Source organism: Desulfofundulus luciae, from assembly GCF_030813795.1.
In the GTDB taxonomy this organism is placed as follows: Bacteria; Bacillota; Desulfotomaculia; order Desulfotomaculales; family Desulfovirgulaceae; genus Desulfofundulus; species Desulfofundulus luciae.
In genome coordinates this window covers 1-16,809 of the sequence record NZ_JAUSUX010000021.1, presented here as the reverse complement: position 1 = coordinate 16,809, position 16,809 = coordinate 1, and the positions used below count along the sequence as shown (strand labels likewise).

The window sequence follows — 16,809 nt, the reverse complement described above, 5'->3', positions numbered from 1 at the left end:
TTTCAACCACATGGTTGGATGGCAGATTCCCTTTGCCTCCAATGTCGTCCGGGTAGGAGAAATGTTATGGCCGGCAGGTCAACGCTCGTGCCCTGCGCACATAATTAGAGTCCCGGAAGTCCGGGACTCTCGGTTTTTTGATGAACCCCCTGTTCTGGGAGCTTACGCTGGGGTTTTAAAACCGCTCCCTGGGAGTGTATTGAGTGTGCAGAAGCTCGTGGGACTTGTGGCTCAAGGGCTCGCCCAGGAACTCCCTGTACAGGGCCTGTACGGCCGGGTTTTCGTGGGATTTACGCAGCGGCATCTGCCGGTCGACCTGGTAGATGGCCGCGATACGCCTGGCCCGGATCTCGTTGTCCACGGGGACGGGCTGGCCGCCGCCGCCGATACACCCGCCGGGGCAGCACATGATTTCGATGAAATGGTACTCCTTTTCCTTGTTCACCACGGCATCCAGGACCTTGCGGGCATTGCCGAGCCCGTGGGCCACGGCTACTTTCAACTCCGTTCCGGCCAGGTTGACGGAAGCTTCCTTCACCCCTTCAAGCCCGCGGACCTCCTCAAAGTCGAGGGAAAACAGGGTGGCACCCGTGACCAGTTCATAAGCGGTGCGCAGGGCCGCTTCCATCACCCCACCGGTGGCTCCAAAGATGACTCCCGCTCCGGTGGAAATACCCAGGGGTGCGTCGTAATCTTCCTCGGGAAGGGACTCGAAATCAATACCCGCCTGCTTGAGCATCCTGCCCAGTTCCCGGGTGGTGAGCACCACGTCCACATCCCGGTAGCCGCTGGAGTTCATCTCCGGGCGGCCTGCTTCGTATTTTTTCGCCGTACAGGGCATGATGGAAACCACGAAGATCCTGGCCGGATCGATACCTTCTTTTTGCGCATAGTAGGTCTTGGCCAGAGCACCGAACATCTGCTGCGGCGACTTGCAGGTTGATAAGTTAGGCAGCAGGTTGGGGTAAAAGTGCTCAATAAATTTGATCCACCCCGGGCTGCACGAGGTAATCAGGGGGAGCCTGCCGCCGTTCTGCAGGCGGTGAATTAACTCGTTACCCTCTTCCATAATCGTTAAATCAGCGCTAAAATCAGTATCAAAGACCTTATCAAAACCCAGGCGTCTTAAAGCGGCCACCAGCTTGCCCGTAACGATACTTCCCGGTTCCAGGCCGAACATCTCGCCGATGCTTACCCGCACGGCAGGGGCAGTTTGCACCACCACGTGCTTTTCCGGGTCGGCCAGGGCGGCCCAAACTTTGTCCGTTTCATCCCGTTCGTGAATGGCCGCCGTGGGACAAACCAGCGAGCACTGGCCGCAGTTGACACAGTTTACCTCGCCCAGCGGGGCCAGGAAGGCCGGTGCCACCACGGTATCAAAGCCCCGTTCCTGGACGGCAATGGCGCTGACCCCCTGTACCTTCTCGCACACCGACACGCAGCGGCGGCAAAGAACGCACTTGCGCGGGTCACGGATTATCGAGGGGCTGGAATCGTCCACCTCGTAGGGAGACATCTCCCCCTGGAGGCGAATTTCTCCCACTCCCAGTTCGGCCGCAAGCTGCTGCAGCTCGCAGCTGGTATTGCGCAAACAGGTCAGGCACTCCTGCGGGTGGTTGGACATGATAAGCTCCAGATTAAGCCGGCGCGCGTGCCGTACCGCCGGTGTGCTGGTATGAACCACCATCCCCTCGCCGGCCTGTGTGACACAGGCGGCCACCAGCGCGCGGGCTCCCTCTACCTGCACCAGGCACAGGCGGCAGGCACCGATGATGTTCAACTCCTCCAGGTAACAGAGGGTGGGGATTTTTACCCCAGCCTGCCTGGCCGCCGCCAGAATGGTAGTGCCGGGCGGCACCTGAACCTGTCGCCCATCTATAGTAAGCGTCACCAGGGACATGTCTCTCCCTCCAGCTTTAAATGGTATAGATAGCACCAAACTTGCACTTTTCCATACACGTGCCGCACCGGAGGCATTTTTCCAGGTCTATCCGGTGGGGCTTCTTTTTCTCTCCGTAAACGGCCCCGGCCGGGCACACCAGGGCGCAGCGCCCGCAACCGTTGCATTTTTCTTCGTCTATAGCGTACACCATCAAGGCGCGGCAAACTCCGGCGGGACATTTCTTGTGGTATATATGGGCCTCATATTCGTCACGGAAGTGGCGGATGGTGCTGAGCACGGGATTGGGTGCGGTTTGTCCGAGGCCGCACAGGGCGGAAGACTTGATGCCGTGCCCCAGCTCTTCCAGAAGCTCGATATCTCCATCCCGGCCTTCGCCCCGGGTGATCCGCTCCACAATCTCCAGCATGCGCTTGGTGCCGATGCGGCAGGGGGAACACTTGCCGCAGGACTCGTCCTGGACAAACTCGAGGAAGAACCGGGCCAGGTCCACCATACAGGTATCCTCATCCATGATAATTAAGCCGCCGGAACCCATGATGGCTCCCAGCCGGGTCAGCGACTCGTAATCCACCGGCACGTCCAGGTAACGGGCCGGGATGCAACCGCCGGAGGGGCCTCCCGTCTGCGCGGCCTTGAATTGCTTGCCTCCCGGGATGCCACCGCCAATATCAAAGATAATTTCCCTCAAGGTGGTACCCATGGGCACCTCAACCAGACCGGTGTTGTTTACTTTACCGGCCAGGGCGAAGACCTTCGTTCCCTTGCTCTTCTCCGTACCGATCGAGGCAAACCATTCGGGCCCTTTCAGGATAATGGGCGGAATGTTTGCCCACGTTTCCACGTTGTTGATCACCGTGGGCTTTCCCCAGAGGCCTTCCTGGGCGGGAAAGGGAGGTCTGGGCCTTGGTTCACCGCGGCGGCCTTCAATGGAAGCCAGCAAGGCCGTTTCCTCGCCGCAGACAAAGGCGCCGGCTCCCACCCGGATTTCTACGTCGAAACTAAAGCCCGTGCCAAAGATGTTTTCTCCCAGCAGGCCGTATTCCCGGGCCTTTTCGATGGCCAGGCTCAATCTTTGCACCGCCAGGGGGTATTCGGCCCGGACATAGACATAACCCTGGTTGGAGCCGATGGCGTAACCGCAAATGGCCATGGCTTCCAGCACGCTATGGGGGTCCCCTTCGAGAATACTTCTATCCATAAAGGCGCCCGGATCGCCCTCGTCGGCGTTGCAGACCACGTACCTGGGCTTCCCCGGTGCTTTGGCCGAAAACTCCCACTTCAAGCCGGTGGGAAATCCTGCGCCGCCCCGCCCCCGCAAGCCGGATTTTTTGATGCACTCGATGACTTCTTGCGGGGTCATGGTGGTAAGCACTTTGCCCAGAGCCCGGTACCCGTCCCGGGCAATGTATTCTTCCACCGATTCAGGGTTGATGATTCCCGTGTTGCGCAGGGCAATGCGGGTCTGCTTTTTAAAGAAATCTATCTGATCGGAGGTCACCGCCGTCTTGCCGTTTTCGGGCGCCTTGTACAGCAGGCGCTCCACTACCCGCCCCTTTAACAAATGTTCTTCGGCGATTTCCACTGCATCCGCGGGTTTTAACTGGCGGTAAAACACTCCCTCGGGATAAACCACAATTACCGGGCCCAGGTCGCAGGGACCCATACAGCCGGTTTCAACCACCTTCACTTCGCGCTTTAAACCCAGCCTGTCTATGCTCTCTTCCAGGGCAGATTTTACTGCCTGGCACCCCGAGGAAATACACCCGGCCCCGGCACAGACCAGAACATGAGCCCTGTAAAGTTCCATACCAACCCCCCCTACTTATCTACTTAATAGTCCACTCTTTAATTATCTGGCCGTTGACCAGGTGGGAAACCACAATTTCCCGCGCTTTTTTCTCATCCACGTGGCCGTAGGTAACCTTATCCCGGCCGGGCCTTTCCACTTCCACCAGCGGCTCGCAATGACACAGGCCGGCACACCCGGTCTGGGTTACCGTTACACCCTTCAGTCCCCTCTTGCTGATTTCCTCTAGGATGGCAGTGAGCACCTCCCGGGCCCCCGAGGCAATCCCGCAGGTGCCCATGGTCACCACCACTTTAACGTCCTCCTTGCCCTCCCGCAGGCGCATCTCCTCCTGCAGCTTCTCCCTGAGTTTATCCAGCTCGGCGAGCGACTTCATACCCACCACCTCCGCTTAGGATGTTTAAATTTTCGGCAAGGTACTGGCGCAGCCAGAGCAGTACCTCCGGTGTATCCAGGGGTATCCCTTTGAGGCGAGACCGGATTTCCCCGGTATCCAGCTCAAAGCTCTGACCGTTGAAAATGTGACGGTAGCACAGGTCCAGATGGCCATTGCCCACCAGCAGGCTGACGATGGTCCGGGGCATATCCCCCAGGGGGGGACGGTCCCAGCAATAATAAGGGAATGTAGCTACAACCGTTGTACCGCGTCCAACATCACTCCTTATTTCCAGGTTGCCGCCGCACCGCTCCACCGCCGCCTGCAAAAAGGGCAACCCGAGACCCACCTTTTTACCGCTTTTGGTGGTAAAAAACGGGTTGGCCAACTGGCGCTGGACGTATGGAGGAATCCCGGAACCGTTGTCAACCACGGAAAAACGCAACAGGTCGCCGGTCGGATCTTCTTCGACGGTAATCTCCACCCGGGTAGCCCCGGCCTCCAGGGAATTCCTGGCGACGTCCAGGATGTGGTGAGCCAGTTCTTCCATCATGGGAATCCCTCCCATCACTTATTGCCGGTAAGCCGCCAGGATATCGGACAGGCGCTCCGGTTGAACCCGGGCGTGAACGTCTTCATCCACAGTGATCACCGGTCCCAGGCCGCAGGCCCCGAGGCAGCGCACTACTTCCAGGGAAAACTGGCCGTCTTCGGTGGTTTCCCCGGGCTTGAGGCCCAGTTCTTCTTTGATGCGATCCAGGAGCTGCCCCGCTCCCCGCACGTAGCAGGCCGTACCCTTACACACGCTGATCTGGTGCTTGCCTTTGGGATGAATGGTAAAGAAGGAGTAGAAAGATACCACGCCATAAACCTGGCTTAAGGGTACATTCAGCGCCCCGGCTACCCTTTGCAGCACTTTTCTGGGCAGGTAGCCATAGATCCCCTGGGCCTGGTGCAGCACCTGAATTAACGCCGAGGGCTGCCCGCGATATTGCTCAAGCAGCGCATCCATTCTACTGTTCAATTCCCCGCTACACTTGCAAGCAATGGACATCACAACAACCTCCTTGCTCATGGTCTATCTATGCTGGTAGCGGACCCCAAAAGGATACATCACCTCCCTTCATGTCCTGGTCTTCAATCTACCGGAGCGGGCGCAGCCGTCCTCGTTCATTTTTGTGGGTCGGCGATACTATTTTCCCCCGGGTTGATCAAACCGACCCTGGTGAGCAGGTAATATAACCTGCCGGCGGCGTGGAAACTATCAAGGGGTGTGGAGAAAAGGGGCACACCTTCTTTTTCCGCCAGGGCAACGGTATCCGGTGGAGGAACCCGGCCTCCGGAAATAACAACCCCGCTTAAACCCACCAGGGAAGCCACGGCGATCACATTGCGGTGGCGCTGGATGGTAATCCACAGGCTACCCCGGCGGGCACGGGCCAGCACGTCGCTCATCATATCACCACAGTAGGCACCGTACACCGGGGGAAGGGCCAGGGCATTGTGGTGATGGGCTGTCAGTTCCAGTTCAGCAATTATTTCCCGCCAGTCAATCAGTTTCACCACCCCCGTCCCTTGTCTGTTTCCAATCCCGTCCCATGGCCGGCGGCTGTTTCTGGGCCAGTTCGACCATCTCTTCCGCCAGCTGCTGCAGGCGCTCCCGCAGTTCAAAGATGCAGTAGCTGCGGCGGGCATACCCCTGCACTATATCTTCAGCCAGGGCGCGGCAACTGGGGGAACCGCAGGATCCGCAGTCCAGCCCGGGGAGTTCGGCGCAAATTCGCTCCGCCTCTTCCAGCCGGGCCAGGGCCACCTGGGGGTCTTTGGCCAGGGTTAAGGCCGGGCGGGCCGGAATGGGTGTTTTCAGGCGATAGTAGTCGAAATCCCGGGGAAAGTCCCCTGGTTCCCCGGCAGAGTACAACTTGACCAGATTACCCATGCGCACCCGGGCCACAAAGGGATTCTGCGGCACCAGGGGGCCGCCGATACAGCCTCCCGTGCAGGCCTGGGCCTCCAGGTAATCGATGTCCGTAAGGCCTCCCCTTTCTATTTCCTCCAGAACGCTAATCACGCTGTGGATACCGTCAACGGCCAGCAGCGACCCGGCTTTAATGGCCTCGTTTTCTCCCCCTGCCCGGCCCCAGCCAATGCCCACTCCTGAAGCCCGGGGAGCCACCGGGTATGGTGCGGGCATTTCCAGGCGTTTAAGCAGAGCACCATAAACCACGGCCATGGAGATGGCCCCATCGACACTGGATCTACCTTCGGAAGGTTGTTTTACTTCCGTCACTTTGGCGGGACATGGAGTAATGAAAAAGGTTCCAATCTCGTCCGGTTCAAGCCCGGTCTTCCGGCAGGCCTGCTCCCGGGCCATACGCCCGGCTATTTCCATGGGAGATTCTATGGGAATGATGTGTTCCAGCAGGCTGGGAAAGCGCACCTGGATTAACCTGACTACCGCAGGACAGGCTGATGAGATCAACGGCCGGGGCCTGTCAACACATACTTCCATATAATGCCTGATTGCCCACGAAACCGCTTCAGCCGCCAGGGCTACTTCAAAAACATCATGAAAGCCCAGGGCCAGCAGGGCACTTAATACCCGGGAGGGGGTAACTTCGGGTTTAAACTGACCGTAAAAGGAAGGAGCAGGGAGGGCAACGGTATATTTAAAATCTTTTAGTTTTTCCAGGCAATCGGTGATGGCCAGCTTGGCCTGGTTGGGGCAGATGCGAATACACTCACCGCAGTCAATACAGCGCTCCTCGATAATGCGGGCTTTACCCTTGCGTACCCGGATGGCTTCCGTAGGGCAGTGTTTGATGCAGTTGGTGCACCCTTTGCATTTTTCTTCGTCGAGACGCACTGAATGGAAATATTGCTGCATTTTTAATCACCACTTCTGGATATTGTCGCATACCCCGGCAGCGGTCGTCTCCCGTCGTTCCGTTCAACTCTTACCTTACTAATTGTTGAAAACTGCCGCCCACAGTTTGGTGCCTTTATTTACTTCCGACTGGATATCCAGTTCATCGGCGCTTTTCTTGATGTTGGGCAGGCCCATGCCTGCTCCGAAGCCCATCTCCCGGATGTGGGGCGGGGCGGTGGAATATCCTTCCTGCATGGCCAGGGGGATATCGGGAATACCCGGGCCTACATCTTCGGCGATGATTTCCACCTTATGGGGAGTGATATTGGCCGTCAGGGTGCCATGATAGGCATGGATGACGATGTTCATCTCCGCCTCGTAGGCAATGATGATGGCCTTGCGCATGGTCGCGGGGTCCATACCGGCCAGTTGTAAGGCTTTTTTGATCTTTGTTGCGGCCTGGCCTGCCCGGCTGAAATCCATCCCCTTCACCTGAAACTTCAGCTGCAAGGCACCTTACCCCCGTTTCAGGAACTCCGTAGTCCCGCCTGGTAGAGGATGCCGCAACTTTCAAACAGGAACAGATCGGTCGCCAGCAAGGGAAGGCCCTTTTCCCGCGCCAGCTTGATTACGTCTTCACCGGGCTTCTTACCCCGTACAAAAACGATGGCCCGTGCCTCCACCATTTCTGCAAGACGAATGATCTGTACATTGGTAAGCCCGGTAAGCAAAAGGCAACCCGGCCTGGCAAAACACAAAGAGTCACTGATCAGGTCACAGCCAAAGCCGCAGGTGACCTCTGTGTCAAGCAGATCGGCACCACAGAGCACATCGGCATTGAGCATTTTTTTAATGACATGCAACTTGATTGTCGTTCACCTGCCATAAAAAGCTTTTTTGATCATTCGCCCTATTCAATAATTTTACGTTATCGATAGTCATCAAAATCGTTTATTACAACAGAATAATACTTTTTTTCAAAAAAGCAATACAAGTTTGCTAAAAGGTCATTTGAAAGGGATAAGCGGTCATATAAAACGGCCTAACGGCAGTATCGCCGCTTTTTAACAAAAATCTCTTTTTATCACCTCCCAACGTATTCCACAAAAAAATCCCCCTTTGCTACCAAAGACATTTTCAATGATCAGGGTAACAAAGGGGGACTTGATGAACCGCCGGATGCGGACCAGCACAAGGCATGTTAAATACAAACTAAAAGTACAGGTCCCGTTGTCCTTTTTCGATCATTTCCAAACGGGCTACGGTTTCTTCACGCACGGTGGAATTTTCGATCAACTCCAGGTGTTTCTGGATGGTCTCCTCACCCACCCGCCTGGTTTCCGGAGAAGCATAGTCCAGGAGAAATTCCTTGAAGGTGAGAATGGCGTTGGGCTGGCAGACGTTCTGGATCTGGCCGGTTTTAGCTAAAGACATAAACCGGTCGCCGGTGCGCCCCTTGCGGTAACAGGCCGTACAGAAGCTGGGTATGTACCCGGATAAACAAATGCTGCGCAGCACTTCGTCGGGGCTCCGGTGATCCTCCACCTGGAACTGGGCAGTATCTCCCTCTTCCCGGTGCTCGCCCATCAAAGCCATGTGGTAGCCTCCCACGCCCGTACACGAACCGGCACTGATCTGGGAAATGCCCACCGAGATCAATTCATCCCGGAACCCGGGCCGTTCCCGGGTGGAGAGAATCATGCCGGTATAGGGTACGGCCAGGCGCAAAATGGCGATGATTTTTTTGAAGTCCCGGTCGGAAACCAGGTAAGGGAAGTTCTCCAGATTGATATTCAAGGCCGGGCGCAGCCGGGGAACCGAGATGGTGTGGGGACCTACGCCAAAGCGCTCTTCCAGATGCAAAGCATGGAAAAGCAGGCCCAGCACTTCAAACTTATAGTCATATAAACCAAATAAAACGCCCAGGCCCACGTCATCAATGCCGGCCTCCATGGCCCGGTCCATGGCCGTGGTGTGCCAGTCGTAATCCCGCTTGGGGCCGGAGGGATGCATGGCCCGGTAGGTATCACGGTGGTAAGTTTCCTGGAACAAGATATAGGTACCAATGCCAGCTTTTTTCAAAAGCCGGTATTCATCCACCGTGGTGGCGGCGATATTCACGTTCACCCGCCGGATGCTGCCGTTCCTGTCCTTAACGGCGTAGATGGTCTCGATGGCTTCCAGCACGTAATCAATGGGGCAGTTGACGGGGTCCTCACCCGTTTCCAGGGCCAGCCGCTTGTGTCCCATAGCTTCCAGGGCAATCACTTCATCCCGTATTTCCTCCATGGTCAGGCGGCGCCGCACCAGTTCTTTGTTGTCCCGGCGGTAACCGCAGTACCGGCAGTTGTTGATGCAGTAGTTGCTGATATAAAGGGGGGCAAAAAGAACCAGCCTTTTGCCGTAGATCCTTTCTTTAACCCGGTAGGCAGTAGCAAACATCAGGTCCAGGGTATCCTGGTCCTCCACATGCAGCAACACGGCCACTTCAAAGGGGGAAAGTCCCTTCGCCTCTTCCGCCCGGGCGATGATCTCCCGGGCCGTGGCAGGAGTCGCCCGGCGGCCTTCTTCCAGCAGGCCGTTAATCTGCTCTTCGTTGATAAAGGTAGCCGGTTCACACTTCACTGTTCCATCCCTCCTTGGATTTTCGGGGAATGCCCCGGTCCGCTCCCTACCCGCCGGTTTAAGGAAAAGATCAGGTTCTTCAACGAAACCAGTGTTGTTTCCATTTCCTCGTGCAGTCCCGCCTTTCCGGGATAAATCTGGTAATAGTAGCGATAAGGAGGAGGAGTTACGTCCGGCATAATCACATTGGCCCCAAAGCAAAGCCCCATACGCCGCCCCTGGGGATGGATGGTACCCAGGGCCGTGGTGGCGGGTAAATGGGCCCGGGGAAGGAGCAACCTGGACACGGCCAGCACCTTCAGGGTGAGTTCCAGCTCTCCGGGAGGCTCTTTGGCCAGGGGTGTTTGCGGATGGGGTATGAAGGGGCCAATGCCCGCCATCTCTACGTCCAATTCCCGCATGAGCAGGATGTCGGCGGCCAGGGTTTCCAGAGTCTGGCCAGGAAGGCCGACGATGTTTCCCGACCCCACCTGGTAGCCCAGCTCCCGCAACCACTTCAGGCGCAGCAACCGGTCCTGCAAGGTGGTACCCGGCCGCAGCCGGGCAAAAAGGGTGGCGCCGGCGGTTTCGTGCTTCAAGAGGTAGCGGTCGACCCCCGCTTCCCGCCACAGGCGGTAATCCTCAAAGGAACGCTCGCCGACGGAAAGGGTTACCGCTCCCACCCCCACCTCTTCTTTTAAACGCCTGATTATATCCGCCAGAACCGGGGCCGTGTAATGAGGATCCTCCCCCGATTGCAAAACAATGGTCGGAAGACCCAGCCCGGCGGCCTTACGGGCAGCGGCCAGGATTTCCCCGGGAGTTAAGCGGTAACGCCGCAACTTCCGGTTGTCCCGGCGCAGACCGCAGTAAAGGCAGTTCCGGCAGCAGTAGTTGGAAAACTCAATGATGCCCCGTAAGTGCACCTCATCTCCCAGGTACTTTGCTCTCACGGCATCGGCCGCCCGGCCGAGGGCATCGACCTCCTCGCCCCGGGCCTGGAGGAGAATGAGGATTTCCTGGTGCTCAAGGCTATGGGCTTCTCTGGCTTTGGCCAGCGCTTCCATGAACTCGTGCCGCATAGGATCACCTGTGTTCGCGATACCTGCTCAACAGGGCCAGCTCGTCTTCAAATTCCACCTGTTCCTCTTCAAGAACGGCTAAAGCCTGGGGGAAGGGGGATAATGCCCGCTTTAAAACGCCGTGAATGTGGGCCATGAGCACACCGTAGTTGACAATGGGCACCCCGGCTTCCTGGGCCTGCATGATCCGGTAAAGCATTTCCCTGCGGTTGAGCATACAGGCCCCGCAGTGCACGATCAGCTTGTAATCCCGGAGATTTTCGGGCAGGGTGCTCCCGCCGCTGGCCACGTCAAATACCAGTTCCCCTCCCACCGCCTGCCGGAGCCAGCGGGGGATCTTCACCCGGCCGATATCATCCTGGATGGGGTGATGGGTACAGGCCTCGGCAATGAGGATTTTGTCCCCGGGCTTTAAATCTTTGACGGCCCTGGCCCCGGCCACCAGGGTGGGCAGGTCTCCTTTATAGCGGGCAAACAGGATGGAGAAGGAGGTAAAAAGCACATCCGGCGGTGTGTCGGCCACGGCCTTGAGATAGGCCGAGGCATCGGTAACCACCAGCTTCGGCTTCACGGCCATGCTGGCCAGGGCGTGCTTCAGCTCCCGCTCCTTGACCATCACTGCCACGGCGTCGTTTTCCAGCACGTCCCGGATTACCTGCTGCTGCGGGAGGATGAGCCTCCCCCTGGGAGCGGCCTTGTCGATGGGGATGACCAGTACGACCAGGTCCCCCGGTTCAATCAGGTCCCCCACAATGGTGGGAAGAGACCAGTCCCTGGGGGCGGCCTTTACGACGGCCATTTTCAGCTCATTGATGCCCCGGCGGGTCAAAGCGCTGACTGCCACAAAGGGCACATCCAGTTCCTGCTGCCACGGGCGGTTAACCGCTTCGGGGTAGAGGTCGATTTTATTGATTACTCCCAGCACCGGCACTTTTTGTTCCCGGGCCCGGTTCACCACATCCCTTTCATATTCCCCAATTCCCCGCCCGGGATCCACCACCAAAAGGGCCAGGTCGGTTTTGTTAAGCACCTCCAGGGTTTTCTGCACCCGCAGGGCGCCCAGTTCCCCGGTATCGTCCAACCCCGCCGTGTCGATAATCATCACCGGCCCGAGGGGGAGGAGCTCCATGGCTTTGGCTACGGGATCGGTGGTTGTGCCGGGGATGCCGGAAACGATGGCCACTTCCTGGTTAGTTATGGCGTTAATTAAGCTGGATTTGCCTGCATTGCGCCGGCCGAAAAGGGCAATATGCAGCCGCTGCCCCCGGGGGGTAGCATTCAGGCTCATGGCTTATCACCTTCCCTGGTTAAAAAGCGCTTTAAATGCCGCACGCCGGCCACACCCGGTGTGGTCAGCTCTTCCGGCTTCAGGATTGCTTCGATTTCCTCCCTGGTGAACAACCCCTCCTCCACCAGCAGTTCCGTCACCGGCCGGCCGCTCCGGACCGCCCGCAGAACCATGGCGGTAGCCTTCTCGTAGCCCAGGTAAGGGACAAAGGCGGTGATCACCCCCTGGCTGGCTTCCAGCAACTGCCGGCAGCGGGCCTCATCAGCTTGAATGCCCCGGACGCATTTTTCCGCCAGCAACCTGGCCGCCCCGGTCATCATTTCCAGGGAGTGGAGCAAATTGTGGGCAATCAGGGGAAGGAAGGCATTTAACTCCAGCTGCCCGGAAGCCGCGGCCATGTTAATGGCCACATCGCCGGCCATCACCTGGTAGGCCACCTGGGTGACCATTTCAGGTATCACGGGGTTGACCTTGCCGGGCATGATCGATGAACCGGCCTGCACCTCAGGCAGCACGATTTCCCCCAGTCCCGCCCGGGGGCCGGAAGATAACAGGCGCAAATCCCCGGCTATCTTGGCCATGTTGACGGCGGCGGTCTTTACAAAGCCGGAGACCTCCGCGAAAATGTCGGCATTTTGCGTGGCTTCTACGGTATTTTCCGCCCGGGCCAGGCCAAAACCGGTCAGCTCCCGCAGTATCTCCACCACCCGGAAGATATAACGCCGGCTGGCGTTGAGTCCCGTCCCCACGGCTGTCCCACCCAGGTTAACCTGCCGCAGGCGTTCCTCTGCCTTGTACAAACGCCACCAGTCCCGGGCTACAGCCTCGGCGTAGGCGCTGAACTCCTGGCCCAGGGTAATGGGCACTGCATCCTGCAGCTGGGTGCGGCCGATCTTGAGTATGGAGGCAAACTCCTTTTCCCTGGCCTGCAGGGCCCCCTGCAGAACGGCCATGGCCTGGCTCAACTGCCGCACCAGTTTGATGGCCGCCACCCGCAGGGCCGTAGGGTAAACGTCATTGGTGGACTGGCCCAGGTTTACGTGATCCAGCGGATGGACCAGTGAGTAATCTCCCTTCGTCCCCCCCAGGATTTCAATGGCCCGGTTGGCAATGACCTCGTTGACATTCATGTTGGTGGAAGTGCCCGCCCCGCCCTGAAAGGCATCGACGACAATTTGATCATGCCACTGCCCCCGGGCCAGTTCTTCCGCCGCCTGCACTATGGCCCCGGCAATGCGGGGTTCCAGCAAACCAATCTCCCTGTTGGCCATGGCCGCGGCTTTTTTGACCAGGGCCAGGGCCCAGATGAGCTCACGATGAACGGGAATCCCGGACACGGCAAAATTTTCTTTGGCCCTTAAAGTATGGATGCCGTAGTAGGCCTCCCGGGGGATTTCCCTTTCACCCAGCAAATCTTTTTCTACCCGGTAGGACACCTCAACCCAACACCCTTTAAAGTAAATATTCAGTGAACCCGGTTGGATGCGGCGTTGTCCCCGCTCACTCCGGTGCTCCGCGCCGACAGCACCGCATCCTCCTCTTAGCGGTTTTACTGAATAACTATGTTACTTGCGGGACACCAGGGCGCTTTTCACCTGCACACCCCTGATACTGCCCAGTTTTCCCGTCATAGCCCCGATTTCGTCGGTGGTGCCGTCAACAATCAGGGCGATGACCGAAAGGTTCTTCTCACGGTAAGGTATGCCCATGCGCCCCACAATAATCTCCGCGTACTCACTTAAAATGCTGTTGATCTTCCCCGCGGCATGCTGGCGGTCTTCGACCAGGATGCCGACCACCCCAATGCGCCTTTCCACACTTTCACCTCCCAACGCCGCAGCTTAAACGCACCCCGCAATTCGTTCACAAATGAGCGCACCATGCCCTTTTTAAAAGACGCTATTAATGTAAACAAAAAAGCCTGCCTTTCTCCCACGAAAAGCAGGCTGCTGCCCAGTTCTTCGCTGCCCCCTTGAGTACAGGAAAAACCCTTTTCGCAGGGAAGGCTGCTATGCCGTTTTTACACCCCTCTGGAAAAGCGCCATCAGGCCCCCATCCGTCAGGGTACTTATGAAAGATTATACTGTAAAATCAGTAATTTGACAATAATTTTTTCCCCGCCGGCCGTCCGGCCGGCCCGAATTTGCCGCCCCCTGGTTAAGCTGCCGGTGCCCTGGGGGCCCGGGCGGCAGCGGCCAGCCCATAGTCAGGGGCCGCAGCCGCAAACGCCGATGTGCTTGCAGAACAGCCCGCGGGCTGCGAAATCCGCGCAGCTGCACCGCGCCCGGCGGCCGGAGTCAAGAGCCGGGCGCCGGCCCAGGCGGAGCAAAAAAATTTTGAGGCCCTTTGGGCCGGGCCGAAGGCCAAAATTTTTTTGCGGAGCGCACCCTTGACGAGGCTATGAGGGGCCGCGGCCCCGAAAGGCAGCGGTACAATGGGAGAGCTGGAGGTGGCGGGCAGCGGCGAAGCCCTTTAAAATTAAGCCGGAACAGGCCCGATGGGGGTCCGGAGGGAGGCGCTTCCCGGAATTAGACCCCCCGGCCCCCGTGGGGGCGGGGGTTGGGGGCTGGGGGTACACTGGGTGGCCGAGCGAGTGGCATCCCACACCGAGGTCGCCTTTGGCCCGGACCGCGGTAGCTGCACCGGACCAGGGCGAGGGTGTTCAGGCAAGAAGGGCATCCTGTCGCCGACAGCATGGTGATCTGTCCCCGAGTAAGAAAGAGCGACCCATCCTGTACCAGCTCTGGCCAACTGGACTCGCTTCTTCAATAGCTATGAATTAGGGAATGTGGGGGGTTCCTCTCCTTCGATCAAGGCTAAAATTGCTGCACATTTTGCCCTCTGGTCAGTATCTTCTTGCTGGATAATCTGTTGTAAAATGTTTAATTCATTTCTGGCCCGTTCTTCTACCTTAGTCCCGTGTTCAAACCATAGCTTAACGCACATATCATTACAGACGTTCATTGCTCTTAGCAGGTCGTCCCCATTAACACGTAACCCTCGTGCAAAGTACGGATCCGTAACGAACTTGCGTGGATACTCGGCAATATCTTTCAACAGTCGCAAGGCCTGAGCCCAGGGACTTGTCCATTTAGAGTCACTTTCAGGCGAAAAGCGGACTTCAGCATAAGCTACCTGGGGCAGCAACCTCTGGCCGCCAAGCTTTTGTAACCTTTCACCTCGCGCCTTTAAAATTTCTCTTTTCGCATGCTGGGGCAAGGACCCTTGAGGATAAAACTCTCGATACATATCTTCAACATCATCAAATATTTCCTCTTTGCGAGCTTCAATGAATTCCTCTATCTTATCACCCACTATCTTTTTAACCTGCTCTATGCCTTCACTGTTAATCCGCTCCAATTCCTCTTCGAAAAGCCGGATGGCATCGACCGGAATTAACCACTGGCCATCCGCCAGAGAAAAACTAAAACGCCGCAATAAGTTCTGAGCTGCTTTCTTTTTATTATCAATGATCCGTATCTCTTTATCACGAAACACTGACACCTTATATGAAACACGGCGTGTAACTGATCCTACACGGCGAAAGGATTCGATGCCGAACCATTCAGGCCTTATTGGAATCTCTAGAGGCGGTATGCGGCTGTACTTATCAATGCTTACCAGCTTGCCCTTTTGAAAAATGCGGTCTATTTTTTCTGCCAGCGGATCAAGGCGGGGTATCCCCATTTCGGCGGTCACCGAAAATTCTACCCGATCGCTTTGTGCCATAGCCGGCCTGCTCTCTTCCCTCACCACCGCCTCCTCCAACTGTACATCTTTTCCCTCTTCGTTTAAAAGACCATAGCATGCCTGCACGTACTCCGCCCACAGCCTTGCGGCCTCTTCTGAGCCTTTTGCCGGCACAAGGGGAGGGATGGCGGCGGATTCTACCGTAAGGGGTACGGAAGCATGCCAAAGCAGCTCAAACCATCTGCGCCAGTTTTCAAGGAGAATACCATCCGGCAGAAAGAATAAATTAAGTAGCCCGGGATACGTCCCGTCGGCTCCCAAATTAGGCGCAGCCCCAACCGCCATTACCCACCTGTTTTTGTGCAACAGCGCCAACACGGTCAGGGGCCGTGTGTTTACCGGTAGCAAGCGTGCCTCAAAGCGACCCCCGTAAGAATCTTGCCACCAGAGCATGTGCTCAAGGTGCTCCTTTCGCGTGGCACATGCAGGGTAAAGCAGTAAAACCAGACGGCACTTAAATTCTTCTTTCCCCAGAAGACCGGCTATCCAGTTTATACCGCGGTCATCTAAATCGTACGTCACACCCAAAAAACGATCGACAATGAAATCGGAAATCCACGGCGCATGAGGAGAATAATTACATTCGGTTAGCCTTGGTACGGTTGCCGGCCAGATGAGAGGGCCGTTGTAATCCCATACGTTACCCGCCACCATTTTCACCTTCCTTCCAAAAATCCTTTTGCGCAGGTATGATTATGCTATTATGACGTGAGAGCAAACTCTTTAAAAAATATTTGACGATTACGTGTCCGCCGGTACCGCCACATTGGCAATGATGTGGGTGGAGTCTACGCACTTCTTTTCCTTTTCTTTAACCAGCCCTTCATCTACCAAAAGCCCAAGCAGTTTGAAAAAGGCTTCTTTGTGTTTTTCCGACTGGAGGAGGCGGTCCCGGGAACGGCCGAAAATGCTGTGGTCAAAACCCATGTCATCCAGCTCTAAAACAAGGATGTATTTGAAACGGAGGTCGAACCGGCAGGCTTCTTCCAGTTTCGGTCGGACAGGTCGAACAGCCGCTGCAGGATGAGGGCTTTGAACTCAAGTTTGAAACTTTAGCGCCCCATACATTTCCAACGAAGCTGGAAACCCAGTAAAATCAAGGATCTTAGTTAGCGGAATACTTAAAAATT

General features: G+C 56.9%; 17 protein-coding genes. All 17 read right to left on the bottom strand.

Going from position 1 to position 16,809, the window contains the following annotated elements; all coding sequences use genetic code 11:
* Nucleotides 1-175: 175 nt before the first annotated feature.
* Nucleotides 176-1,900: an NADH-dependent [FeFe] hydrogenase, group A6 gene (locus tag J2Z49_RS11395; protein WP_307403085.1), complete on the bottom strand. Its 1,725-nt coding sequence runs from the start codon at nucleotides 1,898-1,900 to the stop codon at nucleotides 176-178.
* A gap of 16 nt (nucleotides 1,901-1,916) precedes the next feature.
* The gene (gene nuoF / locus J2Z49_RS11390; RefSeq protein WP_307403084.1) at nucleotides 1,917-3,710 is read right to left on the bottom strand and encodes an NADH-quinone oxidoreductase subunit NuoF; all 1,794 of its coding nucleotides are present in this window, start codon (nucleotides 3,708-3,710) and stop codon (nucleotides 1,917-1,919) included.
* A gap of 19 nt (nucleotides 3,711-3,729) precedes the next feature.
* A complete protein-coding gene (locus J2Z49_RS11385; protein WP_307403083.1) occupies nucleotides 3,730-4,086 on the bottom strand; it encodes a (2Fe-2S) ferredoxin domain-containing protein in 357 nt (118 codons plus the stop codon).
* Nucleotides 4,061-4,639: an ATP-binding protein gene (locus J2Z49_RS11380; RefSeq protein WP_307403082.1), complete on the bottom strand. Its 579-nt coding sequence runs from the start codon at nucleotides 4,637-4,639 to the stop codon at nucleotides 4,061-4,063. Before J2Z49_RS11380 ends, J2Z49_RS11385 begins: the two co-directional genes overlap by 26 nt.
* Nucleotides 4,640-4,657: 18 nt before the next feature.
* Nucleotides 4,658-5,140 carry an NADH-quinone oxidoreductase subunit NuoE gene (nuoE, locus tag J2Z49_RS11375; protein WP_307403081.1) on the bottom strand — a complete coding sequence of 161 codons (483 nt, stop codon included), beginning with the start codon at nucleotides 5,138-5,140 and terminating at the stop codon, nucleotides 4,658-4,660.
* Between the two features lie 116 nt (nucleotides 5,141-5,256).
* Nucleotides 5,257-5,652, bottom strand: a complete 396-nt coding sequence (locus tag J2Z49_RS11370) for a DRTGG domain-containing protein (protein WP_307403080.1) — start codon at nucleotides 5,650-5,652, stop codon at nucleotides 5,257-5,259.
* Complete coding sequence (locus J2Z49_RS11365) at nucleotides 5,636-6,973, bottom strand: [Fe-Fe] hydrogenase large subunit C-terminal domain-containing protein (protein ID WP_307403079.1); 1,338 nt, start codon at nucleotides 6,971-6,973, stop codon at nucleotides 5,636-5,638. Before J2Z49_RS11365 ends, J2Z49_RS11370 begins: the two co-directional genes overlap by 17 nt.
* Nucleotides 6,974-7,051: 78 nt before the next feature.
* Entirely contained in the window at nucleotides 7,052-7,465 is a 414-nt protein-coding gene (locus J2Z49_RS11360) for an ATP-binding protein (RefSeq protein WP_307403078.1), read from the bottom strand.
* Nucleotides 7,466-7,482: 17 nt separating this feature from the next.
* Complete coding sequence (locus tag J2Z49_RS11355; RefSeq protein WP_307403077.1) at nucleotides 7,483-7,818, bottom strand: DRTGG domain-containing protein; 336 nt, start codon at nucleotides 7,816-7,818, stop codon at nucleotides 7,483-7,485.
* 349 nt (nucleotides 7,819-8,167) lie between these two features.
* A complete protein-coding gene (gene hydG, locus J2Z49_RS11350; RefSeq protein WP_307403076.1) occupies nucleotides 8,168-9,580 on the bottom strand; it encodes a [FeFe] hydrogenase H-cluster radical SAM maturase HydG in 1,413 nt (470 codons plus the stop codon).
* Nucleotides 9,577-10,641: a [FeFe] hydrogenase H-cluster radical SAM maturase HydE gene (gene hydE / locus J2Z49_RS11345; protein WP_307403075.1), complete on the bottom strand. Its 1,065-nt coding sequence runs from the start codon at nucleotides 10,639-10,641 to the stop codon at nucleotides 9,577-9,579. Before hydE ends, hydG begins: the two co-directional genes overlap by 4 nt.
* Nucleotides 10,642-10,645: 4 nt before the next feature.
* Nucleotides 10,646-11,929 carry a [FeFe] hydrogenase H-cluster maturation GTPase HydF gene (hydF, locus tag J2Z49_RS11340; protein WP_307403074.1) on the bottom strand — a complete coding sequence of 428 codons (1,284 nt, stop codon included), beginning with the start codon at nucleotides 11,927-11,929 and terminating at the stop codon, nucleotides 10,646-10,648.
* Nucleotides 11,926-13,365, bottom strand: coding sequence for an aspartate ammonia-lyase (locus J2Z49_RS11335; protein WP_307403073.1), 1,440 nt, complete (start codon nucleotides 13,363-13,365; stop codon nucleotides 11,926-11,928). The genes hydF and J2Z49_RS11335 overlap by 4 nt, the downstream gene beginning before the upstream one ends.
* Nucleotides 13,366-13,494: 129 nt before the next feature.
* Nucleotides 13,495-13,746, bottom strand: a complete 252-nt coding sequence (locus J2Z49_RS11330) for a TM1266 family iron-only hydrogenase system putative regulator (RefSeq protein ID WP_307403072.1) — start codon at nucleotides 13,744-13,746, stop codon at nucleotides 13,495-13,497.
* A gap of 389 nt (nucleotides 13,747-14,135) precedes the next feature.
* The gene (locus tag J2Z49_RS14860; protein WP_407650087.1) at nucleotides 14,136-14,258 is read right to left on the bottom strand and encodes an SWIM zinc finger family protein; all 123 of its coding nucleotides are present in this window, start codon (nucleotides 14,256-14,258) and stop codon (nucleotides 14,136-14,138) included.
* 443 nt (nucleotides 14,259-14,701) lie between these two features.
* On the bottom strand, nucleotides 14,702-16,339 hold the full coding sequence (locus tag J2Z49_RS11325) for a hypothetical protein (protein WP_307403071.1): 1,638 nt from the start codon (nucleotides 16,337-16,339) through the stop codon (nucleotides 14,702-14,704).
* 81 nt (nucleotides 16,340-16,420) lie between these two features.
* Nucleotides 16,421-16,669: a transposase gene (locus J2Z49_RS11320; RefSeq protein WP_307403116.1), complete on the bottom strand. Its 249-nt coding sequence runs from the start codon at nucleotides 16,667-16,669 to the stop codon at nucleotides 16,421-16,423.
* Between the last annotated feature and the right edge of the window lie 140 nt (nucleotides 16,670-16,809).

What these genes read in the sequence shown, in the direction of transcription:
- J2Z49_RS11395 (WP_307403085.1), bottom strand. Translation starts at nt 1,900, where the DNA reads ATGTCCCTGGTGACGCTTACTATAGATGGGCGACAGGTTCAGGTGCCG.
- nuoF (WP_307403084.1), bottom strand. Translation starts at nt 3,710, where the DNA reads ATGGAACTTTACAGGGCTCATGTTCTGGTCTGTGCCGGGGCCGGGTGT.
- J2Z49_RS11385 (WP_307403083.1), bottom strand. Translation starts at nt 4,086, where the DNA reads ATGAAGTCGCTCGCCGAGCTGGATAAACTCAGGGAGAAGCTGCAGGAG.
- J2Z49_RS11380 (WP_307403082.1), bottom strand. Translation starts at nt 4,639, where the DNA reads ATGATGGAAGAACTGGCTCACCACATCCTGGACGTCGCCAGGAATTCC.
- nuoE (WP_307403081.1), bottom strand. Translation starts at nt 5,140, where the DNA reads ATGTCCATTGCTTGCAAGTGTAGCGGGGAATTGAACAGTAGAATGGAT.
- J2Z49_RS11365 (WP_307403079.1), bottom strand. Translation starts at nt 6,973, where the DNA reads ATGCAGCAATATTTCCATTCAGTGCGTCTCGACGAAGAAAAATGCAAA.
- hydE (WP_307403075.1), bottom strand. Translation starts at nt 10,641, where the DNA reads ATGCGGCACGAGTTCATGGAAGCGCTGGCCAAAGCCAGAGAAGCCCAT.
- hydF (WP_307403074.1), bottom strand. Translation starts at nt 11,929, where the DNA reads ATGAGCCTGAATGCTACCCCCCGGGGGCAGCGGCTGCATATTGCCCTT.